The organism is Aphanizomenon flos-aquae FACHB-1287 (genome assembly GCF_014698755.1).
Classification (GTDB): Bacteria; Cyanobacteriota; Cyanobacteriia; order Cyanobacteriales; family Nostocaceae; genus Dolichospermum; species Dolichospermum flosaquae.
Genome location: NZ_JACJTO010000057.1, coordinates 1 through 19,301, shown reverse-complemented (window position 1 = coordinate 19,301; position 19,301 = coordinate 1). Strand labels below are relative to the sequence as shown.

Here is a 19,301-nt window from a genome sequence, read left to right as displayed (position 1 = left end):
GTTTCCCCCATTTCCAAGGGGGGATTAAGGGGGGTAATTTAACTATAGATACATAGGGTAATTTTTCCAGTTTCCCCCATTTCCAAGGGGGGATTAAGGGGGGTAATTTAACTTGTGTGTACAAGATAGCTCCTCTTAGGAGAGGTAGGGAAGGGGTCAGGTTTGTGGAGATTATCGGTTTGATCTAATACTTTTCAAACACCCTCTTAATAAAGCTAATTTTCTGCTTCTAAAGTTTGTTTAGCTTCCTGTAATTGCCGTTTATTTTCCTCACTAATTTGGGGGTAATGCAAATTTAAGTCCTGTAATTTTTTACAAATAATATCCGCTACTACCAATCGTGTAAACCATTTACGATCAGCAGGAATAATATACCAGGGTGCAAATTCTGTACTTGTGTTGTTGAAAACTTTTTCATAAGCGTCCATATAATCATCCCAAAAAGCCCTTTCTCCTACATCACTAACAGAAAGTTTCCAATTTTTTTCCGGTGATTCAATTCGTTCTAAAAATCGTTTTTTTTGTACTGATTTTGAAACATTCAGAAAAAACTTTAGCACAATTACCCCATTATTTACCAAGTATTTTTCAAAATTATTAATTTCCTCAAATCGCTGTTTCCATATTTGATTACCTTGGGGAAAACTGGGCAATTGTTGCTTTTTAAGTATCTCTGGATGTACCCGAACTATCAGCAATTCTTCATAATATGAACGATTAAATATGCCAATTCTCCCCCTTTCCGGTAAAGACTTCATCGAGCGCCATAAATAATCATGATCTAATTCTTCTTCGCTAGGTGATTTAAAACTAAATACCTGACATCCTTGAGGATTTACCCCAGACATAACGTGTTTAATGGTACTATCTTTACCAGCAGCATCCATTGCTTGAAAAATAATTAACAAAGAATAACTATTTTGAGCATAGAGAATATCTTGATATTTAGCTAATTGAAAAATACCTGCTTTTAATATTTTGACCGCATCACCTTTTTGATGAAATTCACACTTGTAACTGGGATTATAGTCCTTAATCAAAGAAATTTGAGAACCTGGTTTAACAATATAAGGATCATGATTCATATCAATAAATTAACCCTGAATTATATTTGGTGATTAAAAATCGCGTCTACACAGACTTCGCAGAAACTTTTATTAATGTTAGTTTGTGTAGCCGCGTATATTATATCTTCTCCAGCTAAAAAACAGAAGACTGCAACTTTGTTAACTTCGCTAAAACTTCCGTACTGTGAATAGTGGGATTAACTTTTACAAAAGTTGCTCGTAAAATACCTTGAGGATCAATAATAAAACTATGGCGCATAGAAACAACACCTATCCAAGAACCATAAGCTTTACTAACCGTTCCCGTAGTGTCAGCTAACAAAGGAAATTTTAACCCTTCTGAATCACAAAATTGTGCATGGGAATCAATATCATCAGCGCTGATACCAATAACTTGAGTATTTTTCTCAATGTACTTAGGTAAATCCTGCTGAAACCGTCTTGCTTCAATAGTACACCCAGAGGTAAAGTCTTGAGGGTAAAAATAGAGAACTACCCATTTACCGCCAAAATCAGCCAGGGAAACCTTACCACTACCCGTATTAGTTGGTAAAGTAAACTCAGGTGCAGGTTGATTAATTGCAGGTAATTTACCACCTAAAGCTTGAGCATTAGGTGTAAAATTCAACCAACTGATAACAGTTAAACAAATAGCAAATAAAATGCTAGTAAAGGGACGAGGAGAAATCATTGTCTGAACCAAAAAAATAACTTAATATAAGTTTATATTCTTGTTGGTAAATATTTTTAATCTACTTCAGGTTCTGGTGATTTTTCGATACTTTCAATGTATTGGCTATCTATGAGAAAAGAGCCTCTAGTAAAGCGCACACCCCAATAACCACCAGGACGACAGTCGATAACTATACCTTCTTCCCCAAGATGAATGACATCAACAGGACGTAACATAGGCATTGGTTCAGCGGTTTTCAGGTATGGTGGTAATGCTACCACACGGACTTTACTACCAATTGGGAATACTGGGGACATTTTGCAACAGGTTGTAATTTTGAATAACGGTAAATATCAATTTTATTTTACTCCTCTTCCTTTCCACCTATTTGTTAATAAATGTAAAGAAAATATTCCACATCCAAAATGAAATGATATATTAAATCCATAGGACACCAAGTTAAGAAGAAACCGACTAAGAGAAAGGGCAATTGATCTAGTGTCCCCCGTCATTAGCCCCACAAGTGCAGCATTATTGATCATAAAGTGGCAACTAGCCAAACCTTAGATAAGATGGCGAAGCCAAATCCAGATCGGAAAGACGTTAATATGCTGTGTTTGCGTTTTAGAAAGTCCACCTTTAGTAACTTAAATTCACTTACTTAGTTTAATCATTTGAAACCTGCAAATTTACTAGAACCCGGTCAACCTCGATCGGGTTTTTAGACATTTATACCTTGTTTCGACGGGAAAAATGTTAATATATACCGCTCTGATGGGGTACAAAATTGAATCATGAAACTCTTGTAGTACAGTTATCTTGCCCGCTAGATATGTACCTCATAACACCGGGAAGCGTGTATACTCTGGACTTTCGCCAAAAAATATTAAATACACATTATTTTAAATACAACTTTCACCTCCTTTCTCCGTGTTCTCCGTGCCTCTGTGGTTCGATAAAATACAAACCAAGAGGACAAAAGATCAGCGACTAACTGGCCACTAAATTACCCCAAGCAATGTAAGGTAACTTTGCGGCTGTTGCTTTTACCTGTTCTGCATTTGCTACCAGTTGTCCACAAGCGTCCCAAGTCCCCGCAATAAAGGCGCTTCTTGTACCTTCACTCATGACAACCGCAGCGGTAAAATTACTAATTTGCACTTGCAATTTTTCCAAATCTATGGTAACGACTTCTTGAGGATGAGCGATAACTAATTCTTGTAGTCGTTTAACTACTTCTCCTTCAGCAATTACGCATGGTATCCCCATAGCTACGCAATTACCAAAGAAGATTTCCGCAAAACTTTCGCCAATTAGAGCTTTAATTCCCCATTTAGCCAGAGCTTGGGGTGCGTGTTCTCGTGACGAACCACAGCCAAAGTTGCGGTTAACAATGAGGATATTTGCCCCCTGGTATGGAATTTGATCAAATGGGTGTTCACCGTTTAAGGCTTTTCTGTCGTCCACAAATACACCCTCTTTTAAGTCGTCAAAGGTGATGGCTTTTAAGTAGCGGGCGGGTATAATTCGGTCGGTATCTATGTCGTTACCAATGAGGGGAACGGCTTTACTGGATATTTGTTTTACTTCACTTACCATAATTAATTAACCACGAAGGAAGAAGAGTTTAAGAGAGATTTTTTTATGGGAAGGACTTCTAGTTTGTCCTGATTTTGTCCTACCCCACAAGATTTTTCAGCGCTTGCAAGAGATGTTTTTTTCGGTGATTTGGGCGGGCAGGATGCCCACCCCACAAGGTTTTTATTTTATAATAAGTCCCGTACGTCGGCAATTTCCCCTTTTATGGCGGCTGTGGCTACCATAGCAGGACTCATGAGTAAGGTGCGACCGGAGGATGATCCTTGTCTACCTTTGAAGTTGCGGTTCGAGGAGGAGGCGCTGATTTGTCTTCCCTGGAGTTTGTCGGGGTTCATGGCTAAACACATGGAACACCCTGGTTCTCTCCATTCAAAACCGGCTTTAACAAAGATTTTATCTAGTCCTTCGGCTTCGGCTTCTTTTTTGACTCGTTCTGAACCGGGGACAACAAAGGCTTTGACTCCCGCTGCAACTTGGCGACCTTGGGCGATTTTGGCGGCTTCTCTTAGATCGCTTATGCGTCCATTGGTACAGCTACCGATAAAGCAAACATCTATTTTTGTGCCTTGGATGGGTTGTCCGGGATATAAATCCATGTAAGAATATGCTTCTTCGGCGATAAAGCGGTCTTCTTCTAGCAGTTCTGCGGCTGTGGGGATTTTTTCATCTACGCCAATTCCTTGACCGGGTGTAATTCCCCATGTGACTGTGGGGGGGATATTGTCTGCATTAAATATTACAATATCGTCATATTCGGCATCAGGATTACTACTGAGGGATTTCCACCAAATAAGGGCTTTTTCCCAGTCTGCACCTTTAGGGGCAAAGTCTCTATTTTGTAAATAATCATAAGTAATTCTATCGGGGTTGACGTATCCACATCTCGCACCACCTTCTATGGCCATGTTACAAACGGTCATTCTTTCTTCCATGTTCATTTGAGCAAAGGTTGTACCCGCAAATTCGTAAGCGTAGCCGACACCTCCTTTAACCCCTAGAGTACGGATAATATGTAATATTACGTCTTTAGCGTAAACTCCGGGTTTTAAGTTACCGTTAACTTCAATTTTACGGACTTTTAATTTTGATAATGATAGGGTTTGGGATGCTAAAACATCTCTAACTTGGCTTGTACCAATACCAAAGGCGATCGCTCCAAATGCGCCATGACTTGACGTATGGCTATCTCCACAAGCAATGGTCATGCCCGGTTGAGTTAGTCCCAATTCAGGAGCAATAACATGAACTATACCTTGATTTCCTGAACCAATATTGTAAAAAGTTATGTTATTTTCTTGACAATTCTTTTCCAATGCTTGAATCATTTCCTCGGCCATATTATCCACAAAGGGACGAGCTTGGTTTTCGGTAGGAACAATATGATCAACGGTGGCTATGGTCCGCTGCGGAAATAATACTTTTAGATTCCTGCTTTTAAGCATCCCAAAAGCTTGGGGACTGGTAACTTCATGAATAAGATGTAGTCCAATAAATAGTTGTGTTAATCCTGACGGTAGTGTACTAACAGTATGCAAGTCCCAAACTTTGTCAAATAGAGTACCCTTGCTCATAAATCAATTTATATTAAAGGAGTCGAGTCTTTGATTGTATCAGAAAATAGACTGCTTCAAAATTAAACCTTTTGCATTTTCGGAACTTCTGGCGCGTTTGCGAGCTTTACAACATCGTCCCCCGCTAAAATTCAATTACATTTTACAAGTTAGAGATTTAACTATGGATGTGGTTAAAAGAGAAGTTAAACGAGGAGGGTGTTTGATTCAATTGAGTGGCCAGATTTACCCCGTCTATTCAAACGAATTTACCGTGCAGAAAGTGATCCTTCTGGGAATATAGAAGGATCGGGATTAAAATTAGCGATCGCTTATAAAATTGTGCACTTGCATCGTGGTACAATTTGTGTGACAAGTTAGCCTGATCAAATTACAACTTTTACAGTGAAATTGCCATTTGACAATTGCAAATTCAATTCTAAGAAAATTCTTAATTACTTCTCTAAGATTGATCAGGTAACTTAATAAAAGTTCATCAGGTTTTGTAATTCTTAGGAAAAGTGAAATAAAATGGATGGTAGTTTAGTTACTTATAGAGGTTTTTCCATGAATACTCTCAAAACTCAATCAGATGATTACTTTCAGAAAAACTGGGAAATTTATCAAAAAGTCGTAGTTAATAACTACATGGAACATCGAGAATTTTCTAGTGCTTTGTATAATTTTCTAAATGATTATTGCCAAACACCGTTTTCTTTACTGGAACTTGGATGTGGTGATGCTACTTTAACAGTTCAAGCTTTATTAAATACTACTATTGCTTCCTATACTGGAGTTGACCTATCCGGGGTTGCTTTGGAAATTGCCAAAGTCAATATGGTACAAATTCAGTGTGAACAAACTTTTATTGAAGACGACATATCTAAAGTTGTTGAGAAACTAGCTCAAAACCAGAAGCAAAGCTTTGATGTAGTCATGACTTCCTTCGTTTTACATCACCTCAGTTTAGCAGAAAAAGATAAAGTTATTCAGCAAGTATCTCATCTCCTAAAACCCAATGGTGTCTTTGTTCTCATTGACACAGTTCTCAAAAAAGAGGAAGACAGAGAACACTTTATTAACCGCTACTTAGAAAATATGTATCAAAACTGGAATGCACTCTCTTCTCAAGATATGTTAATGATAGATAATCATATATCTACCTATGATTTTCCTGAAAGTCAAACTACTTTCTACGAACTTGCAGAAAAACACAATTTTGTTGATTTTAAATGTTTATACAAAGATACTATTGAGTCTGCACAATTTTTGTGTCTGTATAAATAATTTGACAGTCTCAAGACTAAAGCTAGAGAAAGAACTCATTAACCACACAACTAGATAATCCGTCAAAATAAATTTGACGGGTTACACAAATCTATAAACCTCTTATTTCATTACTTTTAACAAATTTATAGTAGTTGAAATTTTCAGTGTTATTACTAATTAAAAATTCTACTCAACCTTAAGAATTTGGGAATCTTTTTTTCCTCTACCCTAAGACAGATCAAGATTCTACCTAACTAAAGATGTCAAATATTAATCTATATTTAAAAATAGTAGCTAGTGCTGATATTGCTATTGTAGAGGTACAAAATGCTAGGATATTTTTTCATGGTACTCGCTACAGCTTTAAGTCTATTAATTGTTGATTTAGTTGTTCCTGGAGTAGATATTGCTAATTTTCCCGCAGCTTTAATTGCTGCTGTTGTCATTGGTTTAATTAATAGTGGAATTAAACCAACTATGAATATCTTCTCTTTACCTTTGACATATCTCACCTTAGGTGGATTTTCTCTAATTGTCAACGGAATTTGTTTTTGGTTAGCATCAGTTTTAGTTCCAGGTTTTCAAATTCAAGGATTTATTGCTTTTATTATCGGTCCTGTAATTCTGTCTTTAGCTAATACCTTTCTAAGTAAATACTTTGCAGAAAAAGGTTTTGAATTGCAAGATAATCAATAGGTAACCCTTTAAAACTAGGAAATATCCATGAACTTATTGCGTATACTTCTCGGTGTATTTTTACCTCCTTTGGGGGTTTTCCTCACAGTTGGATTTGGTCCAACTTTGTTAATTAATATTTTGCTGACTCTCCTGGGTTGGCTTCCTGGTAGTATTCATGCGGTTTGGGTAATTGTCAAGCATGAAGAAAACATTAATCGGGAGGAAGGTACTTATTAATTTTGTAGGGTGCGTTATCAACGCACCTTTATATTTTTATATTAAATATATGAAATTAATCAGAATTATAATGGTGCGTTACGAAGACAGCTAACCCTACAGGTTAAGATATTTTTTTAATTGGAAGTCTCTAATAGATAGATTAATAGGTTATAAATAAAAATAATGAGTAAATTAAAAATATAAAAATTAATTTACTCATTTATATAGAAACTTTGAAAAAACCAAATTGCGGATATTAAGCCCGAATATCTTTATCTTTAAATAAATCGGCTGTTGTTAATAGTAACTCCCGCAAAGTTTGTTTTAATTGACGTTCTTTCTTAGCTATAACTGCACCTGCGTCTGTCAATTTTTTTTCTAGAAGTGAATAACTTTCTTTTACTTGTGCTGTGATAGATTCAGCTTTCGGATGGGATTTATCACACCATTGTTTTGCTTCATTCAAATAATCCTGTACTTCTTGATCACTTCCGCTATAACGTGCAGATAAATTTGCGCGGACAATTGCTGATTGTGCTTGTAATTGTGCATAGCGTTTCTTTAATAATCCGATTTCTTCACTATCTTTGATAGAATCAATTGCTGAATCAATCGCAATTTTTGTATCTGCTGATTTATCTTGACTAGTTTCCACTATCTTGGTTAAAATTCCTTCAATTTCTGCTTGTAGTTCTTCTTCTTCCCGATCCAATTGAGCTTGTAAGTGCTTAATTTCCGCTTGGGTTTTAACAATATCTGAATGTTTTTTAAGATTTATCGCTTCCATAGCTCCTTCAATTGAAGCTACCACTCCTTCTTTAAATTCACTACCTTTTTCTTGTAAATTATCAACAACTGTAGAAACAGCATCATTAACTAAATTACGCAGTTCATGAGAACCTTCTTTAAACTCAGAACCGACTTGAGAAACAGCAGATTTCACAATTTCCCGAATCCTTTCAGCTTTTAATTGTCCTTTTTCTTTAGCTTGATGTAAATCTAGTTGAATTTGTTCTTTAATGTTCTTATTAGTGGTCATATTCAATATAAATCTCACGCAATAACTACACTTATTTTGACCAATTTTGTTAGCTATGAACATCCTCTAAAGAGATAAAATTATATCTATCTTTAGGTAGTTGAAAGTATTTGGCGATTATAAAGATGCCTCCAGCACCCTCCGCGAACGCTACTACACAAGCAAAGTCCGCCTCTACGGGCTCGGTAATTATAAGTTTTTAACCTACGCAGATTTTATGGCCGCGAATTCTATTCGCCAGAAATTTTTTAGTTAAATGTTGCCAATTTGTGGAATAATGAATATTGATATTGATAAATAAATTTTAAATTATGTGGCGGGTAAATATCACTTGTGATGATCAAGCTTGGAAACTTTCTGGTGTTGAATTTAAGAAAATAGCAGCAAATTACAAAGGTGAATTAATTGGTTCTAAAAAAATGCCAGATGGAAAACGCATCATGTCTTATAAAATTGAAGATATTAGCGAAGCAGAAGCTTTTCAAGAACAATGTACAAAGTTTATCGGCTTTGTTGCGGATTTTGAAGCTTTATGAAAATAATAATGACAGAATCAGAAAACACTGGAAATAACAATACAAAAACTATGATTTTACCTCAAGAAAGCTATTTACAATTTACCCCCGATTTGAAAATTTGCCGGCTTTTAAATGGAATGTGGCAAGTTTCGGGAGGACATGGACGCATTAACCCTAAAACTGCAATTGAGTCTATGTTTCAATATGTTGATTCTGGTTTCACAACTTGGGATTTAGCAGACCATTATGGACCAGCAGAAGATTTTATTGGTGAGTTTCGTCGTCAATTAATTGCAAATCGTGGAGAGGAAGCTGTTAATCATATTCAAGCTTTTTTTACAAAATGGGTTCCTCGTCCTGGGAAAATGACGAGAAAATTAGTTGAGGAAAATATTGATATCTCTTTGAAAAGAATGAATGTTAAATCATTGGATTTAATGCAGTTTCACTGGTGGGAATATCGAGATAATAATTATTTAGATGCTCTCCAATATATGGTAGAATTGCAAAATGAAGGCAAGATCAAACATTTAGCTTTAACTAATTTTGATACGGAACATTTACAAATTATTACCGCAGCAGGAATCAAAATTGTTTCTAATCAAGTACAGTTTTCTCTCGTTGACAGAAGACCACAGGTAAATATGGTTAATTTTTGTCAAGAGCATGATATTAAATTGTTTACCTATGGTACTATTTGTGGTGGTTTATTATCAGAAAAATATTTGCAAAAACCAGAACCTAAAGGCTTAGAAATAAATACTACGAGCTTGAGAAAATACAAACAAATGATTGATAATTGGGGTGGTTGGGGGCTATTTCAAGAGTTACTAAATACCTTAAAAACCATTGCTGATAAATATCAAGTTAGTATTACTAATGTGGCTGTAAATTACATTTTAAATCAGCCAGCAGTGGGGGGTGTAATTGTCGGTGCTAGATTGGGAATTGCAGAACATTTGTCAGATAATGCTAGGGTATTTACTTTTAATTTAGATGCTGAAGATATGGGAAAAATAGATGCAGTTTCTCAACATTCGCGGGATTTATATCAATTAATTGGTGATTGTGGAGATGAATATAGAAGGTAGAGTAGTGGTAATCAAAAAACTGCGTGATTAATTACAGTTAAGCTGGGGATACTTTGTTTTTGTATCAACAGCACTAGCGAATAAATCAATTTAGAATACTATAGTATTCATAGCCCAATATCAAGTACGATGATCTTGTGATAAGTTACAGTATTGAAAAAATCCTAACTCCTCAAAAATTCCCAAATTCTACCTCCGTAGAGTTGATCATATCACTCTTGTTGATAACAAACTTTTTTAATTACGTAGAATCTGGGCGCGAAACCTGCACCCCTATATCGTCTTAAATTAATCCCAGTTCCCGCTGAAGTAAGTTAATGGACTGTATACCAATGTAGTTTTCACAGCGAATTAGTTTAGGTGTACGAATTAAGTCTTCTGATAACGTTTGGATAGTTGCTTGTGCTGTACAATAGCTAATTTGATCTGTGCAAAAGATAATTTCTGAGCGTTTGACCATTGCCTGTAACTTATAAGCATCCTTCGGTTGAGCAGTTATCACCAACAACTCATCTCCGCGCAAGCCGTGAAGAATAACTTCCGTAGCTCTGAGAATACCAGAACTGGGGCTAATTACACCTATACAACTAGATTTGGGTAAACCTTTAACTACAGTTAATTCTTTCCCGTAGTCGTGAATATCTAGGGGGATAACACGAACGGCTTTAAGGGCAGCCATTGCTTCCACTTCTCCGATAAAATAACGACTAGTGACTAATGTGGCCGAGGTTGTTTGGTCTAATACCGCCATTAGTTGTTCCATTGGTACTAGCTGGACGGGAACTTGCAGAGATTCCCCTAATTCATCAACCATTAATTCCCCAGCCCCAATATCTTGGTATGGTGTCACCACCAATACCCTAGCACTACAGCGCGACCGCCAGTCAACCTCTGCTAAAAATAGTTCCCGTGCTAAATTGAGAGAACAGCCTTGATTTAATAACTCATCTATGGCTTGCTGAACTATTTTGTAGCTGTTTGGATGTTGTTTAAAAATGGGAGACTGTGATCTATTTCCGCCTTCATGACCTTGGCTACGCACATAAATACCTGAACCGGCCAGACTCTCAACAAATCCTTCTACCTCCAATTGGCGGTAAACTTTGCTAATGGTGTTACGGTGTAACCCAGTTTGCATTGCTAAAGCCCTGGTACTGGGTAACTTGTATCCGGGTGAATATTGCCCAGAAGCGATCGCAAATCGGATTTGATTAAATAGTTGGTTAGATGCAGGAATTTCACTATCTGCTTGAATACGGAATTGAATCATCACCAATTCCTCTCCCTAAAACTGAGATTAATTGCCATCAGCTACCTATTAAATATATGATTAGTTGGTTAATTTACTCTGATAAATATCACCAAGGAACTATACCGGAGTTAGGAGTTAAGGGTGAAAATGAATTAAAGGATGATTGAAGTCATTAATCATGGCTCAAAATCCTTGCATCTTACCCCAGACATATTATCTCTTGTCTTTTCCCTTACTGCCAACTTAAATTATGACAGAGCCAGTAATAAATACCTCAACAATTCAAGTTCCCGCGGGCAATTTACAAATAGATGCTTATTTAGCAAAACCAACTTCCCCCGGTTCTTATCCGGGAATTATTGTTTTACAGGAGATTTTTGGTGTTAATGTGCATATTCGAGAGGTAACAGAACGAATTGCTCAACAGGGTTATGTAGTTATTGCTCCGGCACTGTTTCAACGTCAAGCACCTGGATTTGAAACTGGTTATACTCCAGAAGACGTAGAAATAGGCCGAAAATACGCTTGGTTACAGACTACAGCATCAGAACTTTTAAGTGATATTCAAGCAGCTATTAACTACTTAAAAACTTTACCCCAAGTAAAAAAAGATGGATTTGGTTGTATTGGCTTTTGTTTTGGTGGTCACGTCGCCTATCTAGCTGCTACTTTACCAGATATTAAGGCTACTGCCTCCTTTTACGGTGCGGGGATCACTAATCGTACTCCTGGAGGTGGAAATCCGACTATTACCCGGACATCAAAGATTACAGGAACTATCTACGCCTTTTTTGGGACAGAAGATGGGAGTATTCCCCTAGAACAAGTGGATGAGATTGAGGCAGAACTGGAAAAATACAAAGTTCCCCATCGTGTGTTGCGCTACGATGGATCTGATCACGGATTTTTTTGTGATCATCGTGCCAGTTATAATTCTAAAGCTGCGGCAAATGCTTGGCAACAAGTCCAAGAACTTTTTAGCCAACTGACAACTGACAACTGACAACTAACAAATAATAATTTATCTTCAAAGTCATGAATTCCGAATCTAAACTTTCTCAAACAGCTAATTCGTCTTTTTCAATGGACGATTTTGCTAAAGCACTAGAAAAGCACGATTACCAATTTCAAAAAGGGCAAATTGTTCGTGGTAAAGTCTTTCAAATTGACCATGATGGAGCTTATGTTGATATTGGTGGTAAATCATCTGCATTTCTTCCCCAAGATGAGGCTTCTTTGAGAGGAGTAACTGATTTGTCGGAGGTATTACCGATGAATGAGGAATTAGAGTTTTTAATTATTCGGGATCAGGATGCAGAAGGTCAAGTTACTATTTCCCGTAAACAGTTTGAAGTGCGTCAGATTTGGGATAAACTTTTAGAAATGCAGGAAAATTCCCAAACTGTCCAAGTGCGGGTAACAGGTGTTAATAAAGGCGGTGTTACGGTTGATCTTTTGGGTGTCCGGGGTTTTATTCCGCGATCGCACATCTCCGAACGTGATAATCTAGAAGCACTTAAAGGTCAAAATCTGACTGTTGGCTTTTTAGAAATTAACCGTGAAACCAAGAAACTGGTTCTTTCTCAACGTTTAGCGGCTCGTTCTAGTAACTTCAGTTTATTAGAATTAGGTCAATTGGTAGAGGGGAAAATTACCGGAATCAAACCTTTTGGTGTATTTGTAGATTTAAATGGTGCCAGCGCTTTACTGCACATTAAACAAGTCAGCCAAAAATTTATTGAATCTTTAGAAAAAGTCTTTCAAATTGGTCAACCCATTAAAGCTGTAATTATTGATTTAGACCAGGGTAAAGGTAGAATTGCTATTTCTACCAGAGTTTTAGAAAATTTCCCCGGTGAAGTTGTGGAAAATTTTGCAGAAGTCATGAATTCAGCGGAAGCTCGTGCTAATCGTGCAGCTAATAAAACTGCTGAATAATTGATTGGTAATGGGTGATTGGTAATGGGTAATTGGTAATGGGTAATTGGTAATGGGTAATGGGTAATTGGTAATTGGTAATGGGTAATTGGTAATTGTCAGATCTTAATTGCTAATTGCTAATCCCTATTCCCTATTTATTCAGATGCAGTTAAAATCATCACTCTCATTAGTTATGAAGAATGGAAACGTTTAAAACAATTGGACATTTATTTAATTTCAGAAGACAATGAAGAATCTTTTAGTCCAGAAGAAGTCATTAAAGCTTTATAAATAAGATATACAACTCCCAATTATGGATAATTTACCAGAAAATAAATCTAATTCTTATGCTGGTGGTGGTTTACCAGTAATTCAATATTGGGTAGAAAAAACTCTCTCACCCCAAGGTTTACAATTATGGCAAACTCTCAATCATAAAAGCGCTTGTTTATCCTGTGCTTGGGGTACAGGTGGACAACAAGGAGGATTTGTCAATGAAGCAGGAGAATATTTACAACGTTGCGCTAAAAGTGTAGAAGCTATTGCAGCAGAATTACAACCAGGAATTAAACAAGATTTTTTCCAAAAATATAATATCAGTGAATTACAAGAATTAACCTCTCAAGAATGTGATAACTTAGGTAGGCTTAGTTATCCTCTCATTCTTAAATCAGGTTCATCTCATTATCAACGTATTAGTTGGGAAGAAGTTTATCAAATTGCAAAACAAGCCTTTAGTTTCACACCAGCAACTATAGCTAGTTATAGTTCTGGACGTTCATCTAATGAAGCTGCTTATTTATTACAATTGTTAATGCGATCACTTGGTAGTAATAATCTAGCAGATTGTTCGGATTTATGTCACGCTCCCTCAACCGTCGGCTTAAAAAAAGTTTTCGGTTCAGGGACATCAATGGTAAGTTTAGAAAACTTACAACATAGTGATTGTGTGGTTTTAATTGGTTCTAATGCACCCGCAAATCATCCCCGATTAATGAACGAATTAATCAAATTACGAAACAGGGGTGGTAAAGTAATTATTATTAATCCCCAAATTGAAATTGGTTTAGTTAAATTTGCTTCTCCTGCTTTTCCGATCAAATCCTTACTTACCGGTGGTTCTGATATATCTTCTTTATATTTGCAACCGATTCCTGGTAGTGATGTAGCCTTATTTCTAGGGTTACAAAAATCTCTAATTGCCCAAAATTTAATTAAAATAGAATATCTCAAATCCTCCACTCAAAACTGGCAACAAATTTTAGATTATGCCCATAATATCTCTTGGGATGATATCACCAAAACCTCCGGATTATCTCAAGAAGAAATTACCGCCACAGCCTATATAATTGGTAAATCTGAGCGTGTAGTATTTGCTTGGGCTATGGGAATCACTCAACAAACTAACGGTGTAGATAATGTTTTGAGTATAGCAAATACGGCTTTAATTACAGGTAATGCTGGTAAAATTGGCGCGGGAACAATGCCCATTAGAGGACATTCTAACGTCCAAGGATTTGGTTCAATGGGTGTCACTGTCAATTTGCGGGAAGAAATCAAACAAGCACTATCTAAGCTGTTAGGAAAACCCCTGAATGAAACTCCAGGTTATCATACCCGGAATTTAATAGCAGCAGCAGAATTAGGAAAGATCAATACCCTCTTTTGTTTAGGGGGAAATTTGTATGCAGCTAACCCAGATTTATCACAAGCAAAACGGGCTTTATCACAAATAGAAACCATTTTTTATGTAGCGACAAAACCGAATTTAGGACATTTTCACGGATTAGGAAAACAGCAAACTTTAATTTTACCTGTTTTCAATCGTTTTGAAAATCCTCATCAGACAACAACGGAATCAGGTAATAATTTTGTCAGGTTAAATGATGCAGGTAAAAGTCATTTACAACCAGATAATTCTGATTTGATTTCTGAAGTAGAATTAATTACAGAAATAGCCCATCGTTTACATGATGAACATCCGATTAATTGGCGTAAATTGCAAGATACGGTTTATGTTAGAGAATTAATTGCTAAAACTATTCCTGGTTACGAGAAAATAGGTCAAATTGATCAAACTCAGGAAGAATTTACAATTACAGGACGGATTTTTGATGAACCGAAATTTCCCACTTTTGATGGTAAAGCGCGGATGTTTGTCACACATCTACCACAATTAACTTTACCTGATAAATCAGCTTTTGGTGTGGAGGAAAATCAACCAGGAATTGTCTTAATATTGGGAACAGGACGCGGTTATGGACAACATAATACCGTAGTTTATCGCAGTGCAGATAAATATCGCAATATGCCCCATCGTCATTGTATTCTAATGAATAGTTTGGATATTAAAAAAGCAGGATTTCAACAACATCAACGAGTTACAGTTAAAGGAAGTGGGGGAGAATTAGAAAATATTGAAATTATTTGTGGTGCAATTCGTGAAGGTGTAGCTTTTATGTTTTATCCTGAAGCTAACGTTTTATTGACAGCAGCAATTGATCCTGAAAGTGGTACACCTGCTTATAAAAGAGTTCCGGTTTTTGTGTACTAAATATTATCTCTATTATCTCGTTCCCAGTCTCAGACTGGGAATGCCATTAGGAGGCTCTGCCTCCATTTGACAAAGAAGTTGACAAAGCCTTCTAAGGTTCTTTTTCATACAGAGGAAACTACAAAATTGTAGACACTATAAGTGATATCGTTTAATGACGAATGCGATATAAAAGTCTATCTCAAGATAGATACCGGAGTCAGTGCAGGGTTGGCAAAGTAAAAATAAATACGTAATTAATACAGGGTTACAATTGTGGCAAAATCTACCAAAACCGTCGTTTTCATTGATCCCAATGTTACAGACTGGCAGAATCTAGTTAATGGTGTCGAACCTGGCTCACTAGTGTTTATTCTTGACCCCAGACAGGACAGTGCTAGGCAGATTACCGATAAATTAGCAGCACTGACAGAAATTGATAATATTCAGATTATTTCTCACGGTGGAGAGGGTAGTTTATCCCTTAGTTCAACTCAGTTAAACTCAGCAAACCTCAATAGCTATAGTTCACAATTGCAGCAGTGGGGTCAATCTCTCACTACCACAGGAGACATTCTGCTGTATGGTTGTGACGTGGCTGGGGGAGTTATTGGTAAAGCTTTTGTCCAGCAAATTAGTCAACTGACTGGGGCAGATGTAGCTGCATCTGATGACTGGACTGGTAGTGCTGCATTGGGTGGAGATTGGCTGTTAGAATATGCGACTGGATTGATTGATGCGCCTCTGGCTTTGCAGGTTCAGGCAATGGAGGCGTATAATTCTGTTTTACCCAATTATATCGTGGGTGGATATATAGGCTCTTGGAATCTTAATTCCAATACACCTGTAGATACTCCGTTTAATAAACTTACACATTTGTTCTACTCATTTGCTGATGTCACTTCAACTGGTACGGTTCAACTACCTCAAGATGGAACAGGAACAGGTGACATCGCTAAACTTCAACAAATTAAAGCTCAAAATCCCAACCTGAAAATCATGCTTTCCATTGGGGGTGGTAATACTCCCAATAATAAACCGTCCGAAAAGTTCTCCTCTGCTGCTGCTACGGTGCAGTCTAGGGCAAACTTTGCTCAGTCTGCTATCCAACTAATGAAGACTAATGGATTTGATGGCCTAGATATTGACTGGGAGTATCCTCAAGCAAATGAGGATAATAATTACATCCAATTGCTGGCACAATTGCGGACACAAATCAATCAAGCCTCTCAAAATGATGGCAAGCAATATCTTCTCACTACAGCCCTTTCTGGTTCTCCTTACCAGTTGTCTGCATCTGATTATGGGGGCAACCCTTACGATTTCAGCCCACAAGATTTGAAAGCAACTTCTGATTATGTGGACTTTATTAATGTCATGTCTTATGACTACCACGGACCTTGGGAGAACACAACAAATCATCAGTCAGCTTTGTATAAAAGCACAAATGATAACACTTATAATGCGGCTAAAGTAAATACTAATTGGGCGATTCAACATTATCTAAGTGCTGGTGTGCCAGCTACAGATATTGTCTTGGGCATTCCACTTTATGGGCGCACCTGGACTGGAGTTAACGCTGGTAGCAACAATGGGCTGTTCCAGCAGGGTATTGGTAGCTCTGATCTCACATATAGGGAGCTTTATAATCTATTGGGGACAAATGGCTATCAATCTTTCTGGGATAATAGCGCCAAAGTTCCCTATATTTATAGTTCTCAAACAGGGGTGTTTAGCACCTATGAAAATAACCAATCAATTTTGGGGAAAACTGATTATGTCAAACAACAAGGACTCGGTGGTGCGTTCTTCTGGGAAATCACCCAAGATTTGCCCATAACTAATCCTGATTCCTTAATCAATGTTGCGGCTACAAATTTAGGAATTAATAATGTTGTTTTACCTACCATTACTCTAGCAGTATCACCCAGTAGCGTATTAGAAAACGGAACTACCAACCTTATTTACACCTTCACCCGTACAGAAGCAACAACCAACACCTTAACCGTTAAATACAACGTTGCGGGTACAGCCACATTCAATAATGACTATACTCAAATAGGTGCAGCTAGTTTCACCGCTACCACTGGAACTATTACCTTTGCTGCCGGAAGTAGTACAAAAACTCTGACTATTGACCCCACAGGTGATAGCACTCCAGAAAGTAATGAAACCGTGGCTTTAACTCTAACTACAGGAACAGGTTACACCATTGGTACAACTACAGCGGTGACGGGAACTATTACTAATGATGATACGGCTGGATTAACCTTAACCGGAGATGCAACCAATAATAACCTAGTCGGAGGTTCTGGAAATGACACCTTCTTAGGACTGGGAGGAAAATTTGCTGAATAATTTTTCCCCAATTTAGTCTTTCAAACCACTGCTAATTTGTAAAGTTTTGTATTTTTTTTGAAAATCGATCTCTGAAACGACTATAAATAAAGACTTTTGCAGATCATCTTTTTAGCAGGGTGCAAAATTGACAATAATAACCCAATTATGAAATTCTCAATAATTCTAGCAAATCGCCGAAAGTATTGCAAGCTCGTTACTAAATAAAAATTATTCTCAATTAATTGTTAAGAAAATCTAAAGTTGAATTTTCATCAGTTATGAATATTAAAAGTATTATTGATTTTATATAATTTTTAATTATATTATACTGTAAAATTTTATGTCACTTCCGTGCCATTAATCAATTAAGTACCTAGACAGAATTAATTACACAAATAAATAACATAATATATTAAGATATAAGAGTAGTTATATTAATTCTAATTAAAATGATATTTATTCGAGAAATCAATCCTCTTTCAGTCAAATTGCTAGGGCGAATTTATCGCCAAAGTCGACATCATCAAGTACGTCAAAGAGCGCGTTGTCTATTACTAGCAAATCAAGGGGGAAAAGTTGAAGAACTTATGAAAATTTTTCAAGTAAGTTATAAAACAATTTATAACTGGTTCGCTAGAGGGGAATTAGATAGTATGATTGGATTGTATAATAAACCAGGTAGAGGATGTAAATCAAAATTTAATACAGAGCAAAAAGAAAAAATTAGAGAATTTGTAAAACCAGAACCAAGACAGTTAAAACAGGTAGTGCAAAAGGTGAAAGAAGAATGGGGAATTATATCAAGTAAGAAAACAATTCAGAGAATATTGAAAATACTAAAGATGAGTTGGCATCGGATGCGTCGAGGGATAGGAGGAGAACCACCAACCCATATATATCAGGAGAGAAAGGCACAACTACAAGAATTTCAACGATTGGATGAATTGGGAAAAATTGATTTATATTATTTAGACGAAACCGGATTTTGTTTGATTCCTTCTGTGCCATATGCGTGGCAAGATATCGGAGAATATTTAGCTATTTCTAGCCGTTGCAGTCAGCGGTTAAATATGTTAGGAATAATGAATAAACGTAATCATCTTGAAACTTATATTTCCTCTCAAAGTATTAATTCAGATGTAGTTATTGCTTGTATGTTTATTTAATTTAGTCCAAAAACAGGGAGCATTACCAGAATTAGAAGCGGTAGGATATATAAAACAAATTGGAGAGGCTTTAATTTTTGTTCATCATCAGGGTTTAGTTCATCGGGATGCACAACCTGGTAATATTATGGTACAAAAAATGGCAAATGGGTACTTACTTTCACCATTCTTATCGCCCCTCAACTTTTTAACACACTGGAGATAAACGCTAAACAATCAAACCAAAAAACAAAACCCCCGCTAAATAAATAGGGGGGGTCTTGTTATATGAAATAATAAACCTGGCATCGAGCTATTTTCACGCAGGGCTACCCCCAAACTATCGTCGCCGCAGCAGCGTTTCACCTCTGAGTTCGGGAAGGGATCAGTGTGGTTCCACCGCGCCAT

General features: G+C 36.8%; 19 protein-coding genes and 1 rRNA gene. 12 read left to right on the top strand and 8 right to left on the bottom strand.

The features are described 5' to 3' along the window. Positions 1-215: 215 nt before the first annotated feature. The 5 genes from H6G44_RS18645 to leuC all read right to left on the bottom strand — a co-directional run bounded on the left by H6G44_RS18645 (position 216) and on the right by leuC (position 4,910). Complete coding sequence (locus H6G44_RS18645) at positions 216-1,085, bottom strand: polyphosphate kinase 2 family protein (protein WP_190384705.1); 870 nt, start codon at positions 1,083-1,085, stop codon at positions 216-218. 115 nt (positions 1,086-1,200) lie between these two features. Beyond that, positions 1,201-1,758, bottom strand: coding sequence for a peroxiredoxin (locus H6G44_RS18640; protein WP_190384704.1), 558 nt, complete (start codon positions 1,756-1,758; stop codon positions 1,201-1,203). A 56-nt stretch (positions 1,759-1,814) separates the two neighbouring features. Beyond that, the gene (gene sipA, locus H6G44_RS18635; RefSeq protein WP_190384703.1) at positions 1,815-2,057 is read right to left on the bottom strand and encodes a regulatory protein SipA; all 243 of its coding nucleotides are present in this window, start codon (positions 2,055-2,057) and stop codon (positions 1,815-1,817) included. A 673-nt stretch (positions 2,058-2,730) separates the two neighbouring features. Beyond that, positions 2,731-3,339 carry a 3-isopropylmalate dehydratase small subunit gene (gene leuD / locus H6G44_RS18630; RefSeq protein WP_190384702.1) on the bottom strand — a complete coding sequence of 203 codons (609 nt, stop codon included), beginning with the start codon at positions 3,337-3,339 and terminating at the stop codon, positions 2,731-2,733. A 167-nt stretch (positions 3,340-3,506) separates the two neighbouring features. Next, on the bottom strand, positions 3,507-4,910 hold the full coding sequence (gene leuC, locus H6G44_RS18625; protein WP_190384701.1) for a 3-isopropylmalate dehydratase large subunit: 1,404 nt from the start codon (positions 4,908-4,910) through the stop codon (positions 3,507-3,509). Positions 4,911-5,108: 198 nt separating this feature from the next. Between leuC and H6G44_RS18620 the strand changes: the two genes are divergently transcribed. The 4 genes from H6G44_RS18620 to H6G44_RS18605 all read left to right on the top strand — a co-directional run bounded on the left by H6G44_RS18620 (position 5,109) and on the right by H6G44_RS18605 (position 7,073). Beyond that, positions 5,109-5,270, top strand: a complete 162-nt coding sequence (locus H6G44_RS18620; RefSeq protein WP_190384700.1) for a hypothetical protein — start codon at positions 5,109-5,111, stop codon at positions 5,268-5,270. A gap of 150 nt (positions 5,271-5,420) precedes the next feature. Beyond that, complete coding sequence (locus tag H6G44_RS18615; RefSeq protein WP_242031610.1) at positions 5,421-6,176, top strand: class I SAM-dependent methyltransferase; 756 nt, start codon at positions 5,421-5,423, stop codon at positions 6,174-6,176. Between the two features lie 309 nt (positions 6,177-6,485). Further along, on the top strand, positions 6,486-6,854 hold the full coding sequence (locus tag H6G44_RS18610) for a phage holin family protein (RefSeq protein WP_190384699.1): 369 nt from the start codon (positions 6,486-6,488) through the stop codon (positions 6,852-6,854). Between the two features lie 27 nt (positions 6,855-6,881). Beyond that, positions 6,882-7,073, top strand: a complete 192-nt coding sequence (locus H6G44_RS18605) for a YqaE/Pmp3 family membrane protein (RefSeq protein WP_168504366.1) — start codon at positions 6,882-6,884, stop codon at positions 7,071-7,073. 238 nt (positions 7,074-7,311) lie between these two features. On the opposite strand, the gene H6G44_RS18600 is transcribed toward H6G44_RS18605, so the two are convergent. Further along, a complete protein-coding gene (locus H6G44_RS18600) occupies positions 7,312-8,094 on the bottom strand; it encodes a histidine kinase (protein ID WP_190384698.1) in 783 nt (260 codons plus the stop codon). A gap of 311 nt (positions 8,095-8,405) precedes the next feature. Here H6G44_RS18600 and H6G44_RS18595 point away from each other — a divergent pair, with 311 nt between their 5' ends. Together H6G44_RS18595 and H6G44_RS18590 are read left to right on the top strand one after the other, a co-directional pair. Beyond that, positions 8,406-8,630 carry a hypothetical protein gene (locus H6G44_RS18595; protein WP_190384697.1) on the top strand — a complete coding sequence of 75 codons (225 nt, stop codon included), beginning with the start codon at positions 8,406-8,408 and terminating at the stop codon, positions 8,628-8,630. A 50-nt stretch (positions 8,631-8,680) separates the two neighbouring features. Next, a complete protein-coding gene (locus H6G44_RS18590) occupies positions 8,681-9,703 on the top strand; it encodes an aldo/keto reductase (protein WP_190384696.1) in 1,023 nt (340 codons plus the stop codon). Between the two features lie 283 nt (positions 9,704-9,986). Here the strand turns inward: H6G44_RS18590 and H6G44_RS18585 are convergent, their stop codons facing one another. Continuing rightward, complete coding sequence (locus H6G44_RS18585; RefSeq protein WP_190384695.1) at positions 9,987-10,973, bottom strand: GntR family transcriptional regulator; 987 nt, start codon at positions 10,971-10,973, stop codon at positions 9,987-9,989. 232 nt (positions 10,974-11,205) lie between these two features. On the opposite strand from H6G44_RS18585, the gene H6G44_RS18580 reads away from it, so the two are divergent. The 6 genes from H6G44_RS18580 to H6G44_RS18555 all read left to right on the top strand — a co-directional run bounded on the left by H6G44_RS18580 (position 11,206) and on the right by H6G44_RS18555 (position 19,119). After that, positions 11,206-11,958 carry a dienelactone hydrolase family protein gene (locus H6G44_RS18580; RefSeq protein WP_190384694.1) on the top strand — a complete coding sequence of 251 codons (753 nt, stop codon included), beginning with the start codon at positions 11,206-11,208 and terminating at the stop codon, positions 11,956-11,958. Positions 11,959-11,990: 32 nt separating this feature from the next. Then, entirely contained in the window at positions 11,991-12,893 is a 903-nt protein-coding gene (locus H6G44_RS18575) for a S1 RNA-binding domain-containing protein (RefSeq protein WP_190384693.1), read from the top strand. A gap of 295 nt (positions 12,894-13,188) precedes the next feature. Next, the gene (locus H6G44_RS18570) at positions 13,189-15,429 is read left to right on the top strand and encodes an FdhF/YdeP family oxidoreductase (protein ID WP_190384692.1); all 2,241 of its coding nucleotides are present in this window, start codon (positions 13,189-13,191) and stop codon (positions 15,427-15,429) included. A gap of 255 nt (positions 15,430-15,684) precedes the next feature. Beyond that, positions 15,685-17,766: a glycosyl hydrolase family 18 protein gene (locus H6G44_RS18565; protein WP_190384691.1), complete on the top strand. Its 2,082-nt coding sequence runs from the start codon at positions 15,685-15,687 to the stop codon at positions 17,764-17,766. Between the two features lie 431 nt (positions 17,767-18,197). Continuing rightward, a complete protein-coding gene (locus H6G44_RS18560; RefSeq protein WP_242031609.1) occupies positions 18,198-18,914 on the top strand; it encodes an IS630 family transposase in 717 nt (238 codons plus the stop codon). After that, positions 18,895-19,119, top strand: a complete 225-nt coding sequence (locus tag H6G44_RS18555; RefSeq protein ID WP_190384690.1) for a protein kinase domain-containing protein — start codon at positions 18,895-18,897, stop codon at positions 19,117-19,119. The genes H6G44_RS18560 and H6G44_RS18555 overlap by 20 nt, the downstream gene beginning before the upstream one ends. Positions 19,120-19,193: 74 nt before the next feature. Here the strand turns inward: H6G44_RS18555 and rrf are convergent. Beyond that, positions 19,194-19,301, bottom strand: a 5S ribosomal RNA gene (gene rrf, locus H6G44_RS18550); the annotation flags it as partial.

Bases quoted from the DNA above. Each gene is read 5' to 3' on its own strand.
- H6G44_RS18560 (WP_242031609.1), top strand. From the start codon at position 18,198: ATGATATTTATTCGAGAAATCAATCCTCTTTCAGTCAAATTGCTAGGG.
- H6G44_RS18575 (WP_190384693.1), top strand. From the start codon at position 11,991: ATGAATTCCGAATCTAAACTTTCTCAAACAGCTAATTCGTCTTTTTCA.
- H6G44_RS18590 (WP_190384696.1), top strand. From the start codon at position 8,681: ATGATTTTACCTCAAGAAAGCTATTTACAATTTACCCCCGATTTGAAA.
- H6G44_RS18580 (WP_190384694.1), top strand. From the start codon at position 11,206: ATGACAGAGCCAGTAATAAATACCTCAACAATTCAAGTTCCCGCGGGC.
- H6G44_RS18595 (WP_190384697.1), top strand. From the start codon at position 8,406: ATGTGGCGGGTAAATATCACTTGTGATGATCAAGCTTGGAAACTTTCT.
- leuD (WP_190384702.1), bottom strand. From the start codon at position 3,339: ATGGTAAGTGAAGTAAAACAAATATCCAGTAAAGCCGTTCCCCTCATT.
- H6G44_RS18570 (WP_190384692.1), top strand. From the start codon at position 13,189: ATGGATAATTTACCAGAAAATAAATCTAATTCTTATGCTGGTGGTGGT.
- H6G44_RS18640 (WP_190384704.1), bottom strand. From the start codon at position 1,758: ATGATTTCTCCTCGTCCCTTTACTAGCATTTTATTTGCTATTTGTTTA.
- H6G44_RS18585 (WP_190384695.1), bottom strand. From the start codon at position 10,973: ATGATTCAATTCCGTATTCAAGCAGATAGTGAAATTCCTGCATCTAAC.
- sipA (WP_190384703.1), bottom strand. From the start codon at position 2,057: ATGTCCCCAGTATTCCCAATTGGTAGTAAAGTCCGTGTGGTAGCATTA.
- H6G44_RS18610 (WP_190384699.1), top strand. From the start codon at position 6,486: ATGCTAGGATATTTTTTCATGGTACTCGCTACAGCTTTAAGTCTATTA.
- H6G44_RS18645 (WP_190384705.1), bottom strand. From the start codon at position 1,085: ATGAATCATGATCCTTATATTGTTAAACCAGGTTCTCAAATTTCTTTG.
- leuC (WP_190384701.1), bottom strand. From the start codon at position 4,910: ATGAGCAAGGGTACTCTATTTGACAAAGTTTGGGACTTGCATACTGTT.
- H6G44_RS18600 (WP_190384698.1), bottom strand. From the start codon at position 8,094: ATGACCACTAATAAGAACATTAAAGAACAAATTCAACTAGATTTACAT.
- H6G44_RS18605 (WP_168504366.1), top strand. From the start codon at position 6,882: ATGAACTTATTGCGTATACTTCTCGGTGTATTTTTACCTCCTTTGGGG.
- H6G44_RS18615 (WP_242031610.1), top strand. From the start codon at position 5,421: ATGGATGGTAGTTTAGTTACTTATAGAGGTTTTTCCATGAATACTCTC.